Genomic DNA, 22,094 nt, shown 5'->3' with positions numbered 1-22,094 from the left:
CGGGATTGTTGCCCGAGCTGGAAATTTTTATTTACACATTTCAACTATAGTTGTAGAGTAATAACATGAATAAAGAACTCGCCACCCTGCTTTTCGAATCGCTGTCATCCGGCATCCGCCTGGACGTGTTTCGCTTATTGGTCAAACGCGCGCCGACCGGCTTGGTCGCCGGGGAAATCGCCACCGAATTGGCTTTGCCGCCGACTAACCTGTCGTTTCATCTGAAAGCGATGACGCACGCCGGTTTGGTCAACGTCACCCAAGAAGGCCGCTTCCAGCGTTACCGGGCCAATTTAACCGTCATGCAAGCGCTGATCGATTATCTGACGGCCGAATGTTGCACGGGGCATCCCGAACTGTGTCTCGATGCCGGTAAAACGTCCGGCTGTTGCGATAGCGACTGATTTTTCCTCCACTTCCAAAAGCCATCCGCCATGAATGTTTTGTTTCTATGTACCGGTAACTCCTGCCGCTCGTTGATGGGCGAAGCCATTTTCAACCATCTGGCCCCCGCCGGCTGGCATGCGATCAGCGCGGGCAGCAAACCCATCGGCCGCTTGAACAGCGGCGCCGTGGCCTTGCTGCAAGAAAAAGGCGTCTCGACGAAAAGCTATTACAGCAAATCCTGGAACGATCTGCCGCTGACGCCGGACATCGTCATCAGCGTCTGCGGCAATGCCGCCAACGAAACCTGCCCCGCCTATCTCGGCCCGGTCATGCGCGCCCATTGGGGCGTGGAAGACCCGGCGCACGCGGAAGGCACGGAGGCGGAAGTCAAAGCCGCTTTCGAAACCGCTTACGGCATTTTGCGCCACCGCATCGAGACCTTCCTGGCCTTACCGCTTGATGAATTAAAAAACGATCCGGCACGCCTGAAAGCCGAGCTGGACCGTATCGGCACCTTGTTACCTTGATTTTTGGGAGTTTGCGATGAGCACTATTCAAATTTTCGATCCTGCCATGTGTTGCAGCACCGGCGTCTGCGGCGTGGACGTCGATCAGCAACTGGTGGATTTTTCCGCAGACCTGGATTGGGCCAGGCAAAACGGCGCGCAAATCGAGCGTTTCAACCTGGCCCAGCAACCGATGGCGTTCGCGGAAAACACTGTCGTCAAAGCCTTTTTGGAACGTTCCGGCGCGGAAGCCTTGCCGTTGATTCTGGTCGACGGCGAAGTGGCTTTGGCTGGACGTTACCCGAATCGCAACGAACTGGCGCGCTGGGCTGCCATCAATGCCGTTGAAGAAAGGGCCTCGTCCGGTTGTTGCAGCGGCAGTAAATGCTGTTAAAAAGATCAGTCTATGAAATTTCTCGATCAGCCTCCGCGCTTTTTGTTCTTTACCGGCAAAGGCGGCGTCGGCAAGACCTCCATCGCCTGCGCCGCGGCGATACATTTGGCCGACGCCGGCCGCAAAGTGTTGCTGGTGAGCACCGATCCGGCTTCCAATGTAGGGCAAGTATTCGGCGTCAACATCGGTAACACGATCACGGCGATAGAAAGCGTACCTGACTTATCGGCGCTGGAGATCGACCCGCAAGCCGCCGTCCAGGCTTATCGCGATCGCATCGTCGGCCCGGTGCGCGGACTGTTGCCGGAAACGGTCGTCAAAGGCATAGAAGAACAACTATCCGGCGCCTGTACCACCGAGATCGCGGCCTTCGACGAATTCACCGCGCTGCTGACCGATAGCGCGCTGACGGCGGGTTACGCTCACATCCTGTTCGATACCGCGCCGACCGGCCACACCATACGTTTATTGCAACTGCCCGGCGCCTGGAGCGGTTTCCTGGCAGCCGGCAAAGGCGATGCGTCCTGCCTGGGGCCGTTGGCTGGCCTGGAAAAACAGCGCGAACAATACAAGGCCGCCGTCGACGCCTTAGCCGATGCCGAACGCACGCGCTTGATTCTGGTCGCGCGCGCGCAGCAAGCCACCTTGCGCGAAGTCGCCCGCACCCATGAAGAACTGGCTGCGATAGGTTTATCGCAACAACATATGGTCATCAACGGCATCCTGCCGCAGATTGAAACCGAGTCCGATCCCTTGGCCGCTGCGATTCACGAACGCGAACAAGCCGCGCTGCAAAACATTCCCGCCGTTTTGCAAACGCTGCCGCGTGATCGGGTGATGCTCAAGCCTTACAATATGGTGGGCTTGGCCGCATTGCGGCAATTATTCGACGATACGGCCGCAACGGTCGAAGTCGCCGTCGATTCGCCGCTGGAACTCGATGAACCCAACCTATCCGAACTGGTCGACGAAATCGCCGAGGACCAACATGGCTTGATCATGCTGATGGGCAAGGGCGGGGTCGGCAAAACCACCCTGGCCGCCGCGATTGCTGTGGAACTGGCCCGGCGCGGTTTGCCGGTACATCTAACCACATCCGACCCGGCCGCCCATTTGAGCGAGACCTTGAACGGCACCCTGGACAATCTAACCGTCAGCCGCATCGACCCGCAACTGGAAACCCAGCGTTATCGCCAGCATGTGTTGGAAACCAAGGGCGCCAAGCTGGACCGGCAAGGCCGCGCCTTATTGGAAGAAGACTTGCGTTCCCCGTGCACCGAAGAAATTGCGGTGTTCCAGGCCTTTTCCGCCGTCATCCGCGAGTCCGGCAGCAAATTTGTCGTGATGGACACCGCGCCCACCGGCCATACCTTGCTGCTGCTGGATGCGACCGGCGCCTATCACCGCGAAATCAGCCGGCAGATGGATACGACCGGACTGCACGACAGCACGCCGCTGATGCGGTTGCAAGACCCGAAACGCACCAAAGTGCTGATCGTCACCCTGGCGGAAACCACGCCGGTATTGGAAGCCGCCAATCTTCAGGCCGACCTGAAACGCGCCGGCATAGCAGCTTGGGCCTGGGTCATCAATGCCAGCGTCGCGGCAAGTCGTGCCCGGTCGCCCTTGTTACGCCGGCGGGCCGCCAATGAATTGCGGGAAATCCATACCGTCGCCAGTCGGCATGCCCAGCGCTATGCCGTAGCCCCCCTGCTGCAACAAGAGCCGATAGGCGTCGAGCGCTTGCAGGCCCTAGCCGGCGACCGGCGGATGCCCGCCGAGCCGTGAGATGACCGGCAAAACCTATCGGGTTTTATTCATCTGCACCGGCAATTCGGCGCGCAGCATCATGGCCGAAGCGATATTGAATCAAATCGGCGGCGGCCGCTTTCGCGCCTACAGCGCCGGCAGCCATCCCGCCGGGAAAGTACATCCAAGGGCACTCGAGCTATTGCAAGGCCTGTATCACGACACAGCTGCCTTGAGAAGCAAGTCGTGGGATGAGTTCACCGGCACCGATGCGCCGCGCGTCGATTTCGTGTTTACCGTCTGCGACAAATCCGCCGGCGAACCCTGCCCGGTCTGGCCCGGCCAGCCGATGCGCGCGCATTGGGGCGTGGCGGATCCGGCCATGCTGTATGCCGACGAAGAACGGATGCAGAAACTGTTTTTCGACACCTACATATTATTGAAGCGGCGCATAGAACTGTTTTGTAACTTGCCGCTGCACAAGCTGGACGCCATCACGCTCAAACACCAACTCGATGAACTCGGCGCCACGCCGTCATCGGCCGGCTTACATTCAAACTCGGAGGAGCCATTATCATGAAACGCCTGCACATACATATCGCCGTCGACGATCTTGAACAAAACATCCGTTTTTACAGCGCCTTGTTTCAAAGCGGGCCCACTGTTCTCGAAGCCGATTACGCCAAATGGCTGCTGGACGATCCGCGCGTCAATTTCGCCGTTTCCAATCGCGGCCGCCGGCCGGGACTGGATCATCTGGGCGTACAAGTGGAATCGAACCAGGAACTGGAAGCCGTGCAACAAGCGCTGGCCGCCGCGGCTCTGCCGGTTGCCGAACAAAAACAGGCCGCCTGCTGTTACGTGCAATCGGATAAATACTGGAGCGTCGATCCGCAAGGCATTGCCTGGGAAGCTTTTCATTCCCTGAGTTCGATTCCGATGTTCGGCGAAGACCAAGTCATACAACTTGAGCAGGCTTCGGCTTGCTGCAAACCGTCAACTTCCGACGGCGCATCCTAAGCCGGTGCATCGCCCCGAAACATAAAACACAATCTTGTGGCAGCGACGCCATCGTCGCGATGGCGCCGCCGCTCCCACATTGATTTTCAAAGTAAAACTAAAGCATACGAGGCCAACACCATGACAGCCAAACCACACGCCATGGGATTTTTCGAACGCTATCTGACCCTCTGGGTGGGCTTATGCATCGCCGGCGGCATCCTGCTGGGCGCTTATGCGCCGGATTTCGCCAAGACCCTGGACGGCATGAGCATCAACGTCAACGGCGCGCCGGTCGTCTCCATCCCGATTGCGATCTGCCTGTTTTTCATGATGTACCCCATCATGGTCAAGATCGATTTCGCCGAAGTGGTCAAGGCCGGCAAGAGCATCAAACCGGTTAGCCTGACATTGATCGTCAACTGGGCGATCAAACCTTTCACCATGTATGCGATTGCCTATTTGTTTTTGGGCGGCTTGTTTCAAGGCCTAATCGGCGCCGACGCGGTGGATTTGGTGAAAATGCCGTTCGGCCTGGATTTACCGGTCGGCAGCGAATACGGGGCCGGCAGCGTGGTGCTGCAGGACGGCGTCAAAATGCTGCAAGTGCCGTTATGGCGCAGCTATCTGGCCGGCTGTATTTTGCTGGGCGTGGCGCCGTGTACGGCGATGGTGCTGGTGTGGGGTTATCTGGCCGGTGGCAATGCCGGCCATACCCTGGTGATGGTGGCGATCAATTCATTGGCGATGCTGTTTTTGTATGGCCTGATCGGCGGCTTTTTGTTGGGGGTCGGCCAATTGCCGGTGCCCTGGGAAGCCTTGCTGTTGTCCATCGGCATCTATGTCGCCCTGCCGTTGGTCGCCGGATTCTATTCGCGTAAATGGATCATCGCCCATAAAGGCCTGGACTGGTTCGAGCAAAAATTCCTGCATGTGCTTACCCCGATCACCATTATCGCCTTGCTGTTGACACTGGTGCTGCTGTTCTCCTTCAAGGGCGATGTCATCACCGCCAATCCGTTGACCATACTGTGGATTGCGATTCCGTTGGCGATACAAACCGTGCTGATCTTCGCCATTACCTATTCGGCCGCCAAACTGTGGGGCTTTTCCTACGAAAACGCCGCGCCGTCGGCGATGATAGGCGCCTCCAACCATTTCGAAGTCGCCATCGCCACGGCAGTCATGCTGTTCGGCCTGTCGTCCGGCGCCGCGCTGGCCACCGTGGTCGGGGTGCTGATCGAAGTGCCGCTGATGCTGGCCTTGGTCGGTTTTTGCAAGCGCACCCAACACTGGTTCGGCGGGGCGCGCTAAAGATTTGGTCGATAACGAACTTACCGAAATATATTTCCTTTGATGGAAGCGGCTTTAGCCGCGACGAGCGCCGTGATCGGAGTTGTTGTTTTTGACGCCCCCGGCCGGCCAATGCTAAAACCGCACTAGCCCACAACGCCGCCGCCAACCCGACCTGACAACCTGGCCTAGCAGCACGCATCGCGTGCCTTTTTGGCTCCTGGGTAATTGGAACGCCCAACAAAGTACGCAATGCCCCCCTTGTCCTGGATCGCCGGCAACGATCGGAATCAAAGCCGGACGGGCTTTGTCGCCGCCCAACATGCCGGTGATCCGCAACGTTCGTCTCGCTGGTGATTGTGATGGCGGCCGGGTGCGGTTTGCTGTACGGTATGGCAATGAACCCGCTCTGATCAGCGATTTCGCCGGCAGCAAACGGTTTAGCCATGTCCCGTAGCCAGATCATTTAGTAAAAAACAACCGATGCTCAAGGAAAATTTATTTAAGGCGCTAGCCGGCATACTGTTACTGACGGCCGTGATGGCCGCGCTCGGCTATTGGTTTGACGAGCAAATGCGCTTTGCGACCAATTGGGTGGTCGAACGGATCGGCTTTGCCGGTTTATGTCTGATTCTGTTCGTCACCGACACGCTGGTAACGCCCATTTCGCCGGATATTCTTCTGGTCGTAATTGCCCACAGCGATTTAGCGGAGCACTGGCTGTTCTATGTATCGATTTTAAGTTTGGTATCGGTTGCGTCCGGCATGCTGGGATGGTGTATCGGGCGTTGGCTGTCGCATTTCAATGTAGTGCAAAACCTGTTCGGCCAGTTCAATCAAGAACAACGCCAATTCATTCAAAAATACGGTTTCTGGGCCATTGTGTTGGGCGCCGCAACGCCGCTGCCTTATTCGGTAACCTGCTGGACAGCCGGCGCGTTGCAGGTTAAATGGACGACGGTCCTGACCGCTTCGATCTTATTTCGAATTCCCCGCATCATCGTCTATTACCTGTTCATCGCATCGGCCAGCAATCTTTTTGCCTGAAAACCCAATGACGAAATAAGGCTAGCAACCGTATAGGTTGCGCCGAAGCCCGCGAGGGGCAAGGCCGGGAACGATACGCCCGACGGCCGAACCCTATGCGGCATGGAAGTTTCGCGCGACGTATCGGGGTAACAATTCAGGATCGTTGCGCCCGCGAAAGCCCGATACAATCGGCTGCGAACTGCTGCTTGCCTCTAAGCTGACATTGATTGGTGAAGGATTCTCTGCAAATGTAAAAACGCGGCATTCACAATTGACAACCTTGGCTCTGTTTATGATTCGGCTATTAAAATGGTAATTTAACTGAATTACGCTGAATCAGCGCTAGCACTTTCGGTCGGGCGGTAGCTGTTAACTGAAATCCTAATCCAGTGCGGTAGCTTTCCGGCAAGTAAAATCGTTTATCATCTTTTTTATCTTTGTCTTCGAAAACCACACCCAGTTCTTGCAAAGCATTAGACATGCCAGGCTCAAGTTTGACGGAAACAGCATTGAATGGCACGTATTTATCGGCCTCAGGTACGCTTTTAAGGCTGTTATACCAACGACTAAGAACATCGATTTCGGCAATTGCCTCTTCGACTTTTTTATTACTGCAATCTTCAACTGATCTGCGAATTGCTTCGGGTATTAAAACTCTATCCTCCCATTTATGGGATTTATCAGATAGGCTTCTTTTTGCGGCATGATACAAAAATCTAACTAAATCCCTTGCCTGCAAACGACCATTTAAATCACAGATCGCCGCAAATATCCACCGAGCAGAAAATGCTTCCTTTGAGCCCGGTGTACCCAGCTTTTTACCCCAAAGTTTTTTCAATTGCTCTAATAATTCTATAGCTGATAATTTGTCAGAATCGTCTTTGTTTGCCCAATCTAAACCGGTTTCTGCAGAAATCCAATAGGCAAGCCGCAGGAAAGATTCAGCTGTCCATTCTAAAACAAAGGGTTTATATCGAGCCTCGAATTGCCCGCTATTTTGTTGAATGACAGTGCGCACATAATCAGAGCGAATAAATTCTATAATGCCTAAATTACCATCGCGTAATTCTCTTAATCTATCGGGAAGCCTTAACAGAGCTTCTAACGCTTCTTTTTGCGTAGGCTTTTCTTCAAGTTTAGAAAATTGATCTTCCAATCCGTCAATGAGAAGAATAAGGCGAAGATTATTTTTTGTTAAAAAATCGCTAAATTGTTTTAAGTCATCGCCTTTAATGGAAAAAGCATTCATTAGTTCAATGATCCAAAATTTAGACCAAACAATAGTTCCGTCTAATACATTTTGATCAATGCGATCATGTAATTCAATTTCTGAAAAATTTCCTGGCAGACCAAGAGTTTCGAAACAATTTTGGCGACAACTCTCGACTATCGTTTTAGCGTGTTCTTTTAAATTTTTTGACGAAAGGAACGGAAAAATTAACGTATCTATATTATTGGTTTGAGAAAACCCAAGCTTATTAAGAAAATTTCCCCATTTTTTCTCTCGACAAAGCTGTAAAAAGTTAAAAGTCTTTCCAGCACCTTTTGCGCCAATTGAAACAGTTATTGGGACATTTTTCTCATAATGTTTTGCCAAATTTCTCAATGGTTCTGTTACTAACAGGTTTTCTCCTTCTCCATTTTCTGCATAAATATATTTTTCACATAATTTAGCAAGTCTATCTGCGTTGTTATTGATATTAGTGGCTGTATGAGACACGGATGGGAGGATGGATTTTTCAGTTGAACCCTGAAACGTTTCGGCCCATTGTTTTGCTTGTATAAATAAATTACTGTTTTTGGTAAGATCAATCGCTTGCTTAAGGTCTCTTATGCTCATAAGATTCTCATTGAATCCGGCATCAACGAATTCAATACTGGAACTAATGCCGTCATTTTCAAGAGAGCTTGGAAATGCCGCGTTCATCTGAAGCACCGCTTCCTCATAATCTGAAGATTCGCGTAAAGAAGATGTTAGCAAGCTTAATATTACTGTTGGTACTGAGGCTGGATTTTCTACATCGGTCGTTAAAGCTCGGAGTAAAGCCATTTTCCTCAGAACAAGAGCCGCACCAATGACTGATTGCTTGGCCACAGTGGAAACGATAAATTTTTCAATTCGAGGATCAAATAATATGGGACTTGCTAATTCACTAAGCCCCGCCCTTAAATCAATTAATACCAACTCCACATTTAACGCATCAGCCAATTTTGAAATGGCATCTCCAACGCACCAAGGATTCTTTGTGTTACGAGCTAAATGCTCAGGAAGAATGGGGGTATCGAGTAATTCAATCGGGTTTTTAGGATTTATGCAGGCGGGCAAAACAAATAGTTCGTGCATCCCATCTAAGGTTAATGAAACTTTTCGTAATTCATCGGCACAACATTGAATAGACGCCTCGACAGAAGCCGCTGGATAATGCACAGATTCAAGAAATTTGACGAAAGAAATATTAGGTTGATTGACACTGTCAAGCCAATAGGTGATACCGGGCGCCTCTAAGTCCGCATCAATTAGCAATACTTTTGTGTTGCGTTTTTTAGATTGTTCTAAATAGGCGGCTAAATGAGTTATTAACGCAGTAGTGCGTCCTACTCCCCCTTTGAAAGAATGAAAAGCAGCAATACGTTTTGAGACTAAATTTTTCGGTTGAGCAATAAATTCTGCATTGTCAGGATTTAAATATGCCAGATCATGCCATAGAGGATAATGCGAAAGCGATAATGCTTTGTTGTTTGATTCTAAAATCACTTCAAGTGGGTATTTTACTTTATCAATGCTAAGGTTTAAGTTATTCTCCTGCTCATCTAAGAAGTTACCAAAATAGCTAGTAAGCCATTCACGTAAAGTAGCTTCATTAGAGCTTTCTTTTATAGAAATCTCAGCTCCATCAGCATAACAATTTATGCTATTTATATAGGCAGGAAGCAGACTAAATCCAAAAGTTATTTCCCGAAAGAAACGCTCAACATCTAGCCATGTAAGTAATAATGCTGGTTTTTCGAAGCCAAAATTCGTGGCGTTCATTTTAGTTCTCCGTTAATCCAATCATCAATAGCACATAATTTTTCTTCAAGCTCAGCGTCTGTAGGGGTTTTTGCTTGCGCGCCATACCTCCATACTTGATTTAAATCGCAAGTTCCAGTGTTTCGTTGTTTATGAGGTTTTGATAGAGTGAGGTCATCTAAATGAATATCTTTAGGGAGATGGAGTTCCCGAGCGACTTTTAGTTCGCTCAGCAGCTTATTCAAGTCATGTTTAATATCGAAAAACATATTCTCAGAATCTTGTTTGCCCTCCCGTTTGAGCATAACTGCTTTCAGACCGGTTTCGACCGCGTAAAACAAAATAAGCCGATGAGCATTGGTTTTTTGTTCGCATTCTTTAAATACTGAACTGGATTCGCGCCAAGCGCGCTTAAGTTCCCTAAGAGAAAAAACAATCATCTTTGATCCGACATCTAAGCAATGGTTTGGATAGTTTACCTACTGAAAGTAACAATGAAAAAATTATTAGCCGTCCAGGTTTGTAGACTAGCCAGAATGGTGAAAACACTGATGTAATTACTCCATTTTTTAGCCTTCGTTAAATTCAACATTGTCTATGATATATTCCATCGTCCAGTTTTGACCGACAGAAGCTAAATTACTGGAAACTCAACCTATGCCGGAAAAGTTTTCGGCAGCAAATTCGGGTCAAGTTCGATCGATCGTATATTGGATGAGCGCGATAAGGGCATGCCAAGATAAACGTGCTGGCTACGAATGTCCGTTGCTATCCAACTTAAAGGTCTGCCCGAGCATACCCATTCTTGAATTTCTCGCCGCGACGTTGTGCGCTTGCCGATTCGATTGCGCTATATCCCACGGTCTTTTTGATGTGCTCCGTTCCCGGAGGCCTAATTGGCCGGACAGGGCGACAGCTTAACAGCCGGCGACTCGTATTGTTTGAAGGCGGTTTTGTCCAGCATCAGTCTGGCAAACCATTGCGCTTGGGTCTTGTCGCGCGGGCGGATTTCGGCCGCTACGCCGCGGGCGGCCAGTTGGGTTTTAAATAAAACCGCCCGCGCTTTATCGTTAAAAACCCCTAGGGAAATCGCTCCTTTTTTGTCGCCCTCTTGAATCGTCCAAATATCGGACAGGCCCTTTTCCTGTAAGAAAAACTTGTCGGCGCGCGCCTGTTCGGGCGTTTTGGCGGCCGGAAAATAGACTTGAAAATCGCTGCCGATGAGCTTGTCTCTTGCCAGGAGCTGTTTGCCTGCCAAGGCTTTTTGCGCCAGCCATTTTTTGGCGCCTGCCTCGTCCGCGAAAGGGCCGGCTTCAAAGCATTTGCGCACAATGGCCGGTTGTACCGGCGGCAGCGGTTTTTCGGCTTGGGCCTTTGTAACGATAGGCCGCGGCTTAAGCGGTTTATCGATTATTTTGGCCGGCGACATATAGTCTTGCGGCCCCCGCAGATCGGCCACTATATTTTCGATTTCGGCCTGTTGCCAGCGCTTGACGCCGTCTTGGACCACTTCCGAAATTTGAGAACCCCTCTGTGCCCGCCCGTATTCTTCGACCGTCAACACGCTAGCGCCGGACCGGGCCTGGGGCGCAACTGCGGGGCCGAGTTTGCCGGCATGGAATTGCCACAGCAAAAAAACCGCATTCAACACGCAGAGCAGAAAAAACAGCGGTTTCACGAACTCGATTCCTCCCGGCAAAAAATCGACAAGCCTTTCAGCACCAAGTCCGGATCGAGCAGATACGGCACGGTTAACGACGGCGCGATGCAGGCGGCGTCGCCGCCGGTCAACAACAGGCGGTAGCCGGCATCCAGTTTATGCAGCGCCTGCGCTATCAAGCCGGTTACGGCCATGCACACGCCACTGGCAATGGCCGCATCCGTCGCCGCGCCCAACGCCGTATGATAAACCCGGTCGGTAAAAGCCAAATCGGCTGTATTGGCGACCAGGGCTTGCTTCATCAGCTTCAACCCCGGGCAGATCAGGCCGCCCAAATGCCTGCCGTCGGCTTGCAGCGCATCGACCGTGACAGCGGTGCCGCAATCGGCGATGCAAATATTGCCCGGATAATGCCGGTGGGCCGCTATCATCGCCAACCAGCGGTCGATACCCAGCTTTTCCGGCTGTTCGTAAGCGCTATTGACCCCAAAAGCCGAGCGGGAGGCTTGCGGTATCACTAACCGGCATTGCGGCCACAGCGTTTGGACCAGTCGGACCAGGCTATCGAATACCTGTTTGTCGGAAACCGAGGCTATGGCCGCATTGCGCGGCACGCCGATAGTCTGCCAAGCTTGGCCGAGATCGGTTAAAAACTCCGGCCGGCGATAATCGCAGGCTTGGCTTTCAAGCAGGCGGCCTTGTTGTTCGACGGCCCATTTAAGGCGGCTGTTCCCGATGTCCAGCAATATGTTCATGCCGGCCTGAAACTGACTTCGCCCGAGGCAAACGCGCGTACCCGGCCGGCATGATCTTCCAGCAACAACAAACCCTGATCGTCTATGCCCCGCACAATCCCGGCAAACGCCTGTTCGCCGATCAAAACGTTTACCGCCTTGCCCCGCATGCAATCGAAGTTTCGCCAATCGTCTATGAAGTCTTGCAGGGTCCGTTGTTCGAAATCGGCCAGCACCGGCAGCATTTCGTTCAAGAGTAAAGCCACCAACCGGTTGCGCTGCCGCATAACCTCTTCCCCCATAATATGCCGCAAATCCACCCAGGCTTGCTCGATCGGCTCGGCCTGCCGTTCCGGCAAATACAGATTCAAACCCAAGCCCGCGACGGCATGGCAAGGCCCGCTGCTTTCTCCGGACACTTCAATCAGAATGCCGGCCAGTTTGCGTCCGCGCCAATAAATGTCGTTAGGCCATTTCAAGCCTACCTCTTGCACGCCGGCACGGGACAGGGCTCTCACCACGGCGACGCCCAACGCCAAACTCAAACCGGTAATGGCGCCCGGCCCGGTTTGATAATGCCAAAGTACGGATAAATAAACATTGTGCCCAAACGGAGAAACCCAGTGCCGGCCGCGCCGGCCCTTGCCCGCTGTTTGGTATTCGGCCAGACAGACTCTGCCTACGGATGGGGTATGCCGGGCAAGTTCCATCAAATGGCCGTTGGTCGAGGCGATGGCGGGATGAATCTCCAGCTCGGAAATCAAGGCTTCGGCCCGCGGCCCGAGTTGGTCCAGGATATGTTGCCGATCCAGCAATTGCAAAGGCCGCTGCAATTTATAGCCTTTGCCGCTTACCCCCACCAACTCCACGCCTAAACCATCCAGCGCCTGCAAATGTTTCCAGATTGCCGAGCGGCCGACGTCCAACGCCCTTGCCAACTCGGTGCCCGAGTGAAAGCGGCCGTCGGCCAACAAATGCAGCAAGCGGATCAGTTGATCGGAAATCGACATAAGGATTTTAAAACCGGCCCAAACAGCCGCGGGCAACGTTAGGCATTTTTATCGCGCAACTGCTGCATTTGTTTTTTAATCACATGCTTGATCAGCAGTTCCCTGTCTTCTTCTTTCATATTGACGTATTCGACGCAAATCGCATAGGGGTGTTCGGCGTTGTCTTGGGAAATATCCTTGCACTGCGCCACCCGGCCATAGGCCACGATGACGGCCAGGCAGGAGGTCAGCACCATGCGCAGCTCCAGCAAGGTATCGATGGGTAGCGCAACGTCGTTGGTAAACGCTACGCCCGCCGCGCTTAAACTGACTTCGCGTTTGTCCTGTTCGGAAAAGTCATCCTGCCGGGGGCTCAAGGATTGCACGATCAAATTGATCTTATTATCGAGAATTTTCAAATACTCGAACATTTCCGGGTCGCGCCTGTCCAGCCTGGGAGCCAGGGCCGCCGCTTCCTGGTTCAATACATCGAGCGCGGCACTCAGGCTGCAGGTACTTAAAACGTCGTAGGAAACATGGCTAAGTTTTTTTATCCGCGCTTCGTTAATAACTTGATAGAGCAAACTGATGTTGTCGTTAACCCTGAAATAACGTCTTTTCTCTTCAAATTCCTCGGCCATGTTTACAGTCCTAACAGGTGGTTGTCCGCGCCAATTTTAGCCGATGGCAGCTTAAAACCGGCAAAATTTCCGGCTTTAATCCGGCACGATCACATCGTGGCGCCGCATCAGTTCATTGACGGCGGCGCGCGGAATGCTTTGAACCGGCAATATCAGGTCATCCGTTCCCAAGCCTCTGTCCGCCAGCGATTCCGCTTCCGCAAACACGTCCTTTATTTCGTAGAGCGCCAACGCGGTAAAGATCGCCGCGGTATTCTTTAACGCCATGTTTTGCGGGTTTTGCCCGGCTTTCAGTTGGAACACGCCGTCATCCAGCAGCAACACCGAAACAGACTGGTCGAAGGCGGCCGTCGTCAACATTTGGTCCAAGGCTTCCTGCACGTGGCTGGTGAGATGCGGCAAGCGGCGCATCACAAACAAATATTTTTTCATGACGGCTTACCCGAACACCAGACAGCGGTCGGCTTTCAGGCTTGCCTCCAACCACTGGCCCAAGCCGGCGATGCGAAACCCGTCGGCCAGCTGATTGTCCGCCAACCCCTGGCGCCGGGCCTCGTCCTCGCATAACAAGCCGCGCCGTTGGGCCGCGGAAATGCACACGACCAAATCGATACCGAATTCCCTGGCCAGTTGCGGCCACATCGCGTTTAAATTGGTTTCGTCATCGGGCGGCAAGGCGTGGCGGAATGCATGCTGAATGCCTTCCCGGTAAAAAAACACCTGCGCAATCCGGTGGTTTTCCCGCAAAGCCGCCTGAATAAAGCGGTGCGCCACTAAACCGGCATTGGACGCATAAGGAGCGGCGTTAACTTGAATAGCATATTTCATGGCTTTATGAGGTATTTAAACTAAATCACTTATAATTGATCATATTGTTATCAGCATAACACGCCGGCCTGAATTTCCCGGTTATACCCTTAGCACACAACCCCATCGACTCCGGCACGCCCTACTGACCATGAAATCATCCGCCCTAACAATAGCCATTGCCTTGAGTTTGTTCCCCGCGTTGCCCCGCGCCGTCGAAATCGAAAAAATCCAGCTACCGGACATGGGCGATTCCTCCGGCGCACTGATTTCACCCATTGAGGAACAGGAATTCGGCGCGTCTTTTTTTCGCAACCTGCACTCGCAAACGGAAATCAGCCAGGATCTCGAGATACAGCAATATATTCAAAGCATAGGCCGGCAACTGGTCGCGCATAGCGACAACCCGTCCACCCCGTTTCATTTTTTCGTGGTGATGGATCCCAACATTAACGCTTTTGCCGGCCCGGGCGGCTATATCGGCGTAAATTCGGGGCTGATATTGCTCACCGAAGCCGAAAGCGAGCTGGCCTCGGTCATGGCCCACGAGATCGGCCACGTCACCCAACGCCATCTTTACCGGCAAATCGAAGCCGCCAGTAAAATGTCGATTCCGACCGTGGCCGCCACCTTGGCCGCTATTTTAATCGGCACCCAGTCTCCGCGCATGGGGCAGGCCGCGCTGATGGCGGTGCAGGCCGGCAGCGTGCAATTTCAGATCAACTTTACCCGCGACAACGAAAAAGAAGCCGACCGGGTCGGCATGCAAACCTTGGCCGAATCCAGTTTCGACCCGCGCAGCATGCCGACCTTCTTCGAACGCCTGCAGCAATCCACCCGTTACTACGGCAAGGGCGTACCGGAGTTTCTGCGCACTCACCCGGTTTCCGAAAGCCGGATCGCCGATACCCGCGGCCGGGCGGAAACCTACCCCTACCGGCAATATCCCGATTCGATGGGTTATTTGCTCACCAAGGCCAAATTATATGCGCTGACCACGCACGATAAAAATGCCGCGCTGAACCATTTTTCCGCTCTGGAGCAACAGGGCACCCCCGAACAGCGCGCGGTCGCCCGCTACGGCATCGGCTTGGTCCATTTGCATAATTTACAGTACCAGGCCGCCGGCGAAATATTTCAACAATTGGCGGCACAATACCCTAACCAACCCCAATATATCGCCGCCCTGGCCCGCACGGCCGTGGAAAATCACGAGCTTGATAAAGCCAATCAGCTATTTGCCAAGGCGACGCAAAACTTTCCCAGCAACGACGCCATTAAAATCGAATACACGCGCTCCCTGCTAAAAAACGCCAAACCCGAACAAGCCAAGCAGGTACTGTTGAGCCTGTCGGACAACCAAAAAGAACGGCCGTTTTACTATCAGACCTTGGCCGAAATTTACGCCGAGCTGAAGCAACCGGCGGAATCGCACCGCTATATGGCCGAACATTATTTCGCCGCCGGACAAACCGAAGACGCCATCCTGCAAATCCGCTTGGCCAAACAGGAAAAAAATCTCAATTACCAAATGCAGGCCATCCTGGATGAGCGTTTAAATTTTTTCCTGAGCGAATGGGAAGAGATGAAAAAGAAACGAGACTAAGCATTAGAAAATAGCGATATTCACAAGTTTTTGTTTCGACAAGTTAATTTCGGCCCGAAACTAATTCGCGGAGAAAACTTACTTTTTTTGATGGACATCGCATTTTTTTTCACATAGACTCTGCCCACCTTATAGGAGTGCACAAGGTCTAAACATAAATAGACCATGGCTTTGAGGGGAGGGAAGCGGCCTGTAGCTAAGGCGCATAATAACAACAATAACAGTAACTGCTTGACTACACTGCCATTGCTGGCAGACGTCCAACATAATAATAGCAATAATAAGGACGAGCCCGCTTTATGCGGGCTTTTTATTGCCCGCCGCTGGTGAACTTATTGCTTGTTCATAAGCCTGACAAGTGGCTACCACAGTCCTTTTTCAATTATAATAGCCACTTACGGCTATCGGCTGTTACGTTTAGTTCGATTCATCCACCCATTCCCAAAAAGGTTCAAAAATGGCACGTGTTACCGTTGAAGATTGTTTAGAAAATATTGAAAACCGTTTCAAACTGGTTTTATTGGCCGGCAAGAGGGCCAGACAACTGGAAAAAGGTGCCGACGAATTCTTGCCGCGCGGAAAAGACAAGGACACCGTGCTGGCTTTGCGCGAAATCGCGGCCGGCTTCGTCACCGAAGAAAATATAGAGCGTTTGCACCGTGGCGGCCACGTGTCCGACACCCATCTGGAAATCGGCTGATTCCGCCAATGACCGAGATAGCCGCCCCTTCGCCCCTGCCCCAGGTAGAGCATCCGGAAGAAAAACTGCTCCACCAGCTCCGCGAGATTTTACACGGCTATCTCGACCAGCAAAATATCGGCAACATCGTCCGCGCCTATCACTTCGGCGCGGCGGCCCACTCCGGGCAATTCCGCAAAAGCGGCGAAGCCTATATCTGCCACCCTGTTTCGGTGGCCATTACGCTGGCCAGCATGCACATGGACGCCCACGGCATCATGGCGGCCATCCTGCACGACGTCATAGAAGACACCCCGGTCAGCAAGGAACAACTCGCCGCCGAGTTCGGCCAGGAAGTCGCCGAACTGGTCGACGGTGTCACCAAACTGTCCAAAATCGATAGCCGCTCGCGCGCCGAAGCGCAGGCGGAAAATGTGCGGAAAATGTTTTTGGCCATGGCCCAGGACCTGCGGGTCATCGTGGTCAAACTCGCCGACCGCTTGCACAACATGCAAACCATGGGCAACATGCCGATGGACAAAAAGCGCCGCATCGCCAAGGAAACCCTGGAAATCTATGCCCCCATCGCCAACCGGCTGGGCATGAACGATATGCGCCACCAGTTGGAGTCGCTGGGATTCAAGGCGCTCTACCCCAACCGTTACACCGCCATCAACAATGCGGTGAAAAAGTCGCGCGGCAACCGCAAGGAAATCGTCGACACCATCCAGAGCTCGATTCAAAACCGCCTGAAGGAAACCGGCATGGATTGCACGGTGGCCGGCCGGGAAAAAAATATCGCCAGCATTTACCAAAAAATGCTGCACAAAAAAATCTCGTTTACCGATGTGTTCGACGTGTATGCGTTTCGGATTTACTGCCATCAGGTCGACGATTGCTACCGGGCCCTGGGCTGTGTGCACAACCTGTTCAAACCCATACCCGGCCGTTTCAAGGATTATATCGCCCTGCCCAAGGCCAACGGCTACCAATCGCTGCATACGATTTTGATCGGCCCTTACGGCGTCCCCATAGAAATCCAGATTCGCACCCACGAAATGCACCGCCTGTCCGAATCCGGCATCGCCGCGCACTGGCTGTATAAATCCGATAACGAAAAAAGCGAGACCATACAGGCCCGCGCCAACGAATGGCTGCGCGATTTACTGGAAATTCAAAAATCCGCCGGCGATTCGCTGGAATTCATCGACAACCTGAAAGTCGACCTGTTTCCTCAAGAAGTCTACGTGTTCACCCCCAAGGGCAAGATCATCAAACTGCCGCGCGGCGCCACCATCGTCGACTTCGCCTATATGGTGCATACCGACGTCGGCAACGCCTGCATCTCGGCGCGTATCGACAAAAAACTGGTGCCGTTGCAATCCAAGCTGGAAAACGGCATGACCGTGGAAGTGATTACCGCCAGCTGGGCCCGGCCCAACCCGCTGTGGCTGAATTATGTCGTCACCGCCAAGGCCCGCAGTTGCATCCGGGCCTATCTGAAAAACTTCAACCAGCAGGAAGCCATCAATCTGGGCCGCCGCTTGCTGGAAAAGGAACTGCTCAGTCTGAACATTCAGCTCGACCAAGTCGACGACACCCAAATCGTGCAAGTCCTGCACGCGATGAAAAAACACTCCATGAACGATTTGCTGGAAGATATCGGCCTCGGCAACCGCATGCCGTTTCTGGTCGCCAAACACATCGGTCAGATCGGCAATAATCCCGGCCTCAAACTCGACGATAACGATCAACGCCATAAGTCGCCCTTGATCATCAAGGGCACCGAAGGCATGGTGGTCAGTTTGGCCAAATGCTGCCGGCCGATTCCCGGGGATTCCATCATCGGCTTTTTCAACCCGGGCAAGGGTATCGTGGTGCACCACCACGAATGCCGCAACAGCAATGAAGTCAGAAAAAAACAAACCACCTGGCTGGACGTGGAATGGAGTCCGGACGCGGCCGGCGAATTTCCGGCCGAAATCCGTATCGAACTGTTAAACCAGCGCGGCTCGCTGGCCACCATCGCCTCGACGATTTCGTTCATGGATTCGAACATCGAAAATATCCATGTGGTCAGCCAAGACGACCGGGTATCGGTAGACCTGCTGACGCTGGCCGTCCGCGACCGGGTGCATTTGGCCAACATCATTCGCAAGCTGAAAAAACTGTCCATTGTGTTAAAAATTACCCGCATCAAGGCCTGATTATGACTAAAACCATCATCTCCACCGCCTCGGCCCCGCAAGCCATCGGCACCTATTCGCAAGCCGTCAAGGTCGACAGCACGGTTTATTTGTCCGGCCAGATTCCCCTCGATCCGGAAACCATGCAACTGGTGGACGGCGACATTGCCGCACAAATCCGCCGGGTGTTCGACAACCTGCTGGCCGTGGCCGAAGCGGCCGGCGGTAATTTTTCCGACATCGTCAAGCTCAACGTTTTTCTGACCGATTTGGGCAATTTCCCCATCGTCAACGAAATCATGGCCGAATACTTCACGCTGCCCTACCCCGCCCGCGCGGCGGTCGGGGTGGCGGCGCTGCCCAAGGACGCCGGCGTGGAAATGGATGCTGTCATGGTATTACGTCAAGAATATTACTGATCTAGTTCAGGCGATTTAACGCCCAACGCCTCTCGGTATGACGCAGCGAGAACCGGCCCAACTGCCCGTCACCCGCCTGACGGGCATCGGTTCTCAGACCGCCGCCCGCCTGCAAAAACTGGGCATCCATACCCTGCAAGACCTGCTGTTCCATCTGCCGCAACGCTATCAGGACAGAACCCGCGTCTCGGCCATCGCCAGTCTGGCGCCCGGCATGACCGCGCTGGTGTGCGGCCAAGTGGAATACGTCGACACCCCGCAACGCGGCCGCAACAGCGTGATTTGCCGCATCGGCGACGCCAGCGGCTTGCTGTCGTTACGGTTTTTTCATTTTTCGGTGCAACAGATTCAGCAACTCAAGCCCGGCACGCAACTCAGTTGTTTCGGCGACCTTCGCATGGGTTTTAACGGGCTGGAAATGGTTCATCCGGAATACCGCATCCTGCATGCCGGCGACGACCCTACCGAAACCAGCCTGACGCCGGTTTACCCCCTCACCGAAGGCCTGGCCCAATCGACCTTGCGCAAGGCCGTCACGCAGGCCTTGGAACTGTGTTTCAGTGATACCGGCGCGTTGAAGGATTGGTTACCGGCAGCCATCCGGCAACAATACGATTATCCGACCTTGACTGAAGCCTTGCTCACCTTGCACAGCCCGCCCCCCACCTTGTCGGCGGAGAGTTTGGCCAACGGCAAGCTACCGGCCTTAAAACGCTTGGCCTTCGAAGAATTTCTGACCCATCATCTTGCGTTGTTGCTGGGCAAACAGCATTACAAAACCTGGCAAGCCCCGGCGTTAACTTTAAACGACGCGGCAAAACAGCGTTTTCTGGCCGAACTGCCTTTTCGGCTCACCGCTGCGCAACAACGCGTAATTGCCGAAATCGAGGCCGACTGCGGCCAGACTCACCCCATGCTGAGACTGGTGCAAGGCGACGTCGGCTCCGGCAAAACCCTGGTGGCGGCGCTTGCGGCGCTTGCCGCGCTGAATTCGGGTTTTCAGGTAGCTTTGATGGCACCCACCGAACTACTGGCCGAACAACATTTTCGCAACTTCAGCCAATGGTTTGCCCACACCGGCCTGCCGGTATTTTTTTTAAGCGGACAAATCAAGGGCAAGGCCCGAGCCGGCACGCTGGAAGCCATGGCAAACGGCAGCGCTGGGCTGGTGATAGGCACGCACGCGCTGTTTCAGGACAGCGTCAATTTTCACAAACTGGGCTTGGTGATAATCGACGAACAGCACCGCTTCGGCGTCCAGCAACGCTTGGCCCTGCGCGCCAAGGGCCAAACCGAAGGTAAGGTGCCGCACCAACTGGTGATGACCGCCACGCCGATTCCGCGCACGCTGGCCATGCTGCAGTATTCCGATCTGGATATTTCCGTCATAGACGAACTGCCGCCCGGCCGCACGCCGGTCACCACCAGCGTGATTCCGTCCGAGCGCCGCGCCGAAGTGATAGCCCGTATCAGCCTCTGGGCCGGGCAAAAACGCCAAGCCTATTGGGTGTGTACCTTGATCGAGGAGTCGGAACAGCTGCAATGCGAAGCGGCGGAGAACACCGCGCGTTATTTACAGGAAACCCTGCCGGGCGTGCGTATCGGTTTGGTGCACGGCCGCATGAAAGCCGCCGACAAAGACGCGGTGATGCAGGCTTTTAAACAAGGCGAGTGCGATTTATTGGTAGCCACCACGGTGATCGAAGTCGGCGTCGACGTGCCCAACGCCGGCCTGATGATCATCGAAAATCCGGAGCGTTTGGGCTTATCCCAACTGCACCAGTTACGCGGCCGGGTCGGCCGCGGCAGCCTGGAGAGTTACTGTCTGCTGTTGTATCAAGCGCCGCTGTCGGAATCCGGCAGACAGCGGCTGGGCATATTACGCGAAAGCAACGACGGCTTTGTGATCGCCGAAAAAGACCTGGAATTGCGCGGGCCGGGCGAAATCATCGGCAACCGCCAGACCGGCCAAATCCCCTTCAAAATCGCCGACCTCAACCGCGACCGCGAATTGCTGGAGCATGTGCAGGCTGCGGCGCAACTGATTTGCCGGGACCATCCGGAAACCGTACAACCTTTGCTGCGGCGCTGGACCGGCGGCTCGCTGCAAAATCCGGACGACCTGTTTCACACCGTTTACAGCCCTTGAACCGGCCGGCGGCGGGCGTTATTTCAAGCCATACACCTTCAATTGGCTGCACACCTTTAACTGATTATCCGGTACCGTGCAGTCGCCGGTATTGAGCCGGTAAATCATCACGTAGACTCTGCCGTTGGCCACCACCGGCGGGATCATTCTGGACATTTTGCCCAGCCCGCCGTTGTTATCGTCGCCGGTGCGGAACAAGCGCTTCATGCGATTCCCGGGTTCGATGGTGGTGGCGTCGTAAGCCACCAGTTGGCCTTCGGCAAATTCCTTGTTGGCGTCGCCGAACTTGGAATATACCGACCACAGAATCGCCGAACCGAAATCGATCGCATGCGGAAAACCGGAAGTGGCGGACGGCTTGCCGGACACCATCAATAGCCCACCCGGCATGCCGCCGGGCGATTCGTGTCCCACGGAAGCCATATCGTCGCCTTCGGCCCGAAAAGTCGGCAGCTCGCCGTCCAGGGTGGAAAAATTGTAGCTTTTTAAACGGGAATTTTCTCCCCAGACATAGACGATGCCGCCGGTCTGATTGCGTTGCGCCAATGCCAACGAATGGATATGGTGCATCTTGTTGTTTTCCGGATCCCCACACGGTACAAACCAGCCGTGATCGCTATGCCCGGAGGCCGGGCACGGCAGGCTGCGATTCAAATGCTGGGCTCTGTCCCAATTCTGGTTAATATCGCCGCCATAATAAGACGCCACCAGCGGCGGTTTGGACAACAGCCGGTTAAATCTGTCGTCCTTGCCGAGATTGAATTTATCCAGCGAATAAATAATCCCGTCCTTGGTACCTTGCAGCAGCAAACTGGAACCCGGCACCAGCATCGGCCCCGCCGCGCCGAAATCCCAGT

21 protein-coding genes and 1 pseudogene are annotated in these 22,094 nt (G+C 53.6%); 13 read left to right on the top strand and 9 right to left on the bottom strand.

The genetic code is table 11. The features are described 5' to 3' along the window. Positions 1 to 65 precede the first annotated feature (65 nt). From NP596_RS03490 to NP596_RS03455, 8 genes are all read left to right on the top strand, one after another. Entirely contained in the window at positions 66 to 404 is a 339-nt protein-coding gene (locus NP596_RS03490) for an ArsR/SmtB family transcription factor (RefSeq protein WP_256613841.1), read from the top strand. A gap of 30 nt (positions 405 to 434) precedes the next feature. Beyond that, the gene (locus NP596_RS03485) at positions 435 to 914 is read left to right on the top strand and encodes an arsenate reductase ArsC (RefSeq protein WP_256613840.1); all 480 of its coding nucleotides are present in this window, start codon (positions 435 to 437) and stop codon (positions 912 to 914) included. A gap of 16 nt (positions 915 to 930) precedes the next feature. Further along, complete coding sequence (arsD, locus tag NP596_RS03480) at positions 931 to 1,287, top strand: arsenite efflux transporter metallochaperone ArsD (RefSeq protein WP_256613839.1); 357 nt, start codon at positions 931 to 933, stop codon at positions 1,285 to 1,287. 12 nt (positions 1,288 to 1,299) lie between these two features. Then, on the top strand, positions 1,300 to 3,075 hold the full coding sequence (gene arsA / locus NP596_RS03475) for an arsenical pump-driving ATPase (protein ID WP_256613838.1): 1,776 nt from the start codon (positions 1,300 to 1,302) through the stop codon (positions 3,073 to 3,075). A gap of 1 nt (position 3,076) precedes the next feature. Then, a complete protein-coding gene (locus NP596_RS03470; protein ID WP_256613836.1) occupies positions 3,077 to 3,616 on the top strand; it encodes an arsenate reductase ArsC in 540 nt (179 codons plus the stop codon). Further along, positions 3,613 to 4,056 carry an ArsI/CadI family heavy metal resistance metalloenzyme gene (locus NP596_RS03465; RefSeq protein WP_256613835.1) on the top strand — a complete coding sequence of 148 codons (444 nt, stop codon included), beginning with the start codon at positions 3,613 to 3,615 and terminating at the stop codon, positions 4,054 to 4,056. Before NP596_RS03470 ends, NP596_RS03465 begins: the two co-directional genes overlap by 4 nt. 120 nt (positions 4,057 to 4,176) lie before the next feature. Beyond that, entirely contained in the window at positions 4,177 to 5,349 is a 1,173-nt protein-coding gene (gene arsB / locus NP596_RS03460) for an ACR3 family arsenite efflux transporter (protein WP_256613834.1), read from the top strand. Between the two features lie 462 nt (positions 5,350 to 5,811). Further along, positions 5,812 to 6,375: a YqaA family protein gene (locus NP596_RS03455; protein WP_256613833.1), complete on the top strand. Its 564-nt coding sequence runs from the start codon at positions 5,812 to 5,814 to the stop codon at positions 6,373 to 6,375. A 286-nt stretch (positions 6,376 to 6,661) separates the two neighbouring features. Here the strand turns inward: NP596_RS03455 and NP596_RS03450 are convergent, their stop codons facing one another. The 8 genes from NP596_RS03450 to tusD form a co-directional block, all read right to left on the bottom strand. Then, positions 6,662 to 9,388: a ParA family protein gene (locus tag NP596_RS03450; RefSeq protein WP_256613832.1), complete on the bottom strand. Its 2,727-nt coding sequence runs from the start codon at positions 9,386 to 9,388 to the stop codon at positions 6,662 to 6,664. Continuing rightward, positions 9,385 to 9,807 (bottom strand): hypothetical protein, encoded by a 423-nt coding sequence (locus NP596_RS03445; RefSeq protein WP_256613831.1) that lies wholly within the window; start codon positions 9,805 to 9,807, stop codon positions 9,385 to 9,387. The genes NP596_RS03450 and NP596_RS03445 overlap by 4 nt, the downstream gene beginning before the upstream one ends. Before the next feature lie 452 nt (positions 9,808 to 10,259). Next, entirely contained in the window at positions 10,260 to 11,045 is a 786-nt protein-coding gene (locus NP596_RS03440) for a hypothetical protein (RefSeq protein WP_256613830.1), read from the bottom strand. Then, the gene (locus tag NP596_RS03435) at positions 11,042 to 11,782 is read right to left on the bottom strand and encodes a type III pantothenate kinase (RefSeq protein ID WP_256613828.1); all 741 of its coding nucleotides are present in this window, start codon (positions 11,780 to 11,782) and stop codon (positions 11,042 to 11,044) included. Before NP596_RS03435 ends, NP596_RS03440 begins: the two co-directional genes overlap by 4 nt. Further along, positions 11,779 to 12,771: a bifunctional biotin--[acetyl-CoA-carboxylase] ligase/biotin operon repressor BirA gene (gene birA, locus NP596_RS03430; protein WP_256613827.1), complete on the bottom strand. Its 993-nt coding sequence runs from the start codon at positions 12,769 to 12,771 to the stop codon at positions 11,779 to 11,781. Before birA ends, NP596_RS03435 begins: the two co-directional genes overlap by 4 nt. 38 nt (positions 12,772 to 12,809) lie before the next feature. Then, positions 12,810 to 13,391, bottom strand: a complete 582-nt coding sequence (locus NP596_RS03425; protein ID WP_256613826.1) for a PilZ domain-containing protein — start codon at positions 13,389 to 13,391, stop codon at positions 12,810 to 12,812. Between the two features lie 75 nt (positions 13,392 to 13,466). Further along, positions 13,467 to 13,823 (bottom strand): sulfurtransferase complex subunit TusC, encoded by a 357-nt coding sequence (gene tusC / locus NP596_RS03420; protein WP_256613825.1) that lies wholly within the window; start codon positions 13,821 to 13,823, stop codon positions 13,467 to 13,469. A gap of 6 nt (positions 13,824 to 13,829) precedes the next feature. Next, positions 13,830 to 14,219: a sulfurtransferase complex subunit TusD gene (gene tusD / locus NP596_RS03415; RefSeq protein ID WP_256613824.1), complete on the bottom strand. Its 390-nt coding sequence runs from the start codon at positions 14,217 to 14,219 to the stop codon at positions 13,830 to 13,832. A 130-nt stretch (positions 14,220 to 14,349) separates the two neighbouring features. Between tusD and NP596_RS03410 the strand changes: the two genes are divergently transcribed. The 5 genes from NP596_RS03410 to recG all read left to right on the top strand — a co-directional run bounded on the left by NP596_RS03410 (position 14,350) and on the right by recG (position 21,237). Then, complete coding sequence (locus tag NP596_RS03410; RefSeq protein ID WP_256613823.1) at positions 14,350 to 15,804, top strand: M48 family metalloprotease; 1,455 nt, start codon at positions 14,350 to 14,352, stop codon at positions 15,802 to 15,804. 457 nt (positions 15,805 to 16,261) lie between these two features. Continuing rightward, positions 16,262 to 16,504 (top strand): DNA-directed RNA polymerase subunit omega, encoded by a 243-nt coding sequence (gene rpoZ, locus NP596_RS03405; protein WP_256613822.1) that lies wholly within the window; start codon positions 16,262 to 16,264, stop codon positions 16,502 to 16,504. 8 nt (positions 16,505 to 16,512) lie between these two features. Next, positions 16,513 to 18,690 (top strand): RelA/SpoT family protein, encoded by a 2,178-nt coding sequence (locus tag NP596_RS03400; protein ID WP_256613821.1) that lies wholly within the window; start codon positions 16,513 to 16,515, stop codon positions 18,688 to 18,690. A gap of 2 nt (positions 18,691 to 18,692) precedes the next feature. Further along, positions 18,693 to 19,088 carry a deaminase RidA gene (ridA, locus tag NP596_RS03395; protein WP_256613820.1) on the top strand — a complete coding sequence of 132 codons (396 nt, stop codon included), beginning with the start codon at positions 18,693 to 18,695 and terminating at the stop codon, positions 19,086 to 19,088. 37 nt (positions 19,089 to 19,125) lie between these two features. Next, complete coding sequence (gene recG / locus NP596_RS03390) at positions 19,126 to 21,237, top strand: ATP-dependent DNA helicase RecG (protein ID WP_256613819.1); 2,112 nt, start codon at positions 19,126 to 19,128, stop codon at positions 21,235 to 21,237. 18 nt (positions 21,238 to 21,255) lie between these two features. Here the strand turns inward: recG and NP596_RS03385 are convergent. Further along, positions 21,256 to 22,094: pseudogene (locus tag NP596_RS03385) on the bottom strand (hypothetical protein); the annotation flags it as partial.

It is taken from the genome of Methylomonas rivi, from assembly GCF_024505165.1.
GTDB lineage: Bacteria > Pseudomonadota > Gammaproteobacteria > Methylococcales > Methylomonadaceae > Methylomonas > Methylomonas rivi.
This window is presented reverse-complemented; position numbering and strand designations above follow the sequence as displayed.

Coding starts and splice junctions, on each gene's coding strand:
- recG (WP_256613819.1), top strand. CDS start 19,126: ATGACGCAGCGAGAACCGGCCCAACTGCCCGTCACCCGCCTGACGGGC.
- NP596_RS03410 (WP_256613823.1), top strand. CDS start 14,350: ATGAAATCATCCGCCCTAACAATAGCCATTGCCTTGAGTTTGTTCCCC.
- NP596_RS03400 (WP_256613821.1), top strand. CDS start 16,513: ATGACCGAGATAGCCGCCCCTTCGCCCCTGCCCCAGGTAGAGCATCCG.
- arsB (WP_256613834.1), top strand. CDS start 4,177: ATGACAGCCAAACCACACGCCATGGGATTTTTCGAACGCTATCTGACC.
- NP596_RS03455 (WP_256613833.1), top strand. CDS start 5,812: ATGCTCAAGGAAAATTTATTTAAGGCGCTAGCCGGCATACTGTTACTG.
- tusC (WP_256613825.1), bottom strand. CDS start 13,823: ATGAAAAAATATTTGTTTGTGATGCGCCGCTTGCCGCATCTCACCAGC.
- NP596_RS03465 (WP_256613835.1), top strand. CDS start 3,613: ATGAAACGCCTGCACATACATATCGCCGTCGACGATCTTGAACAAAAC.
- NP596_RS03450 (WP_256613832.1), bottom strand. CDS start 9,388: ATGAACGCCACGAATTTTGGCTTCGAAAAACCAGCATTATTACTTACA.
- arsD (WP_256613839.1), top strand. CDS start 931: ATGAGCACTATTCAAATTTTCGATCCTGCCATGTGTTGCAGCACCGGC.
- NP596_RS03485 (WP_256613840.1), top strand. CDS start 435: ATGAATGTTTTGTTTCTATGTACCGGTAACTCCTGCCGCTCGTTGATG.
- tusD (WP_256613824.1), bottom strand. CDS start 14,219: ATGAAATATGCTATTCAAGTTAACGCCGCTCCTTATGCGTCCAATGCC.
- NP596_RS03470 (WP_256613836.1), top strand. CDS start 3,077: ATGACCGGCAAAACCTATCGGGTTTTATTCATCTGCACCGGCAATTCG.
- NP596_RS03490 (WP_256613841.1), top strand. CDS start 66: ATGAATAAAGAACTCGCCACCCTGCTTTTCGAATCGCTGTCATCCGGC.
- NP596_RS03445 (WP_256613831.1), bottom strand. CDS start 9,807: ATGATTGTTTTTTCTCTTAGGGAACTTAAGCGCGCTTGGCGCGAATCC.
- birA (WP_256613827.1), bottom strand. CDS start 12,771: ATGTCGATTTCCGATCAACTGATCCGCTTGCTGCATTTGTTGGCCGAC.
- ridA (WP_256613820.1), top strand. CDS start 18,693: ATGACTAAAACCATCATCTCCACCGCCTCGGCCCCGCAAGCCATCGGC.
- NP596_RS03425 (WP_256613826.1), bottom strand. CDS start 13,391: ATGGCCGAGGAATTTGAAGAGAAAAGACGTTATTTCAGGGTTAACGAC.
- rpoZ (WP_256613822.1), top strand. CDS start 16,262: ATGGCACGTGTTACCGTTGAAGATTGTTTAGAAAATATTGAAAACCGT.
- arsA (WP_256613838.1), top strand. CDS start 1,300: ATGAAATTTCTCGATCAGCCTCCGCGCTTTTTGTTCTTTACCGGCAAA.
- NP596_RS03435 (WP_256613828.1), bottom strand. CDS start 11,782: ATGAACATATTGCTGGACATCGGGAACAGCCGCCTTAAATGGGCCGTC.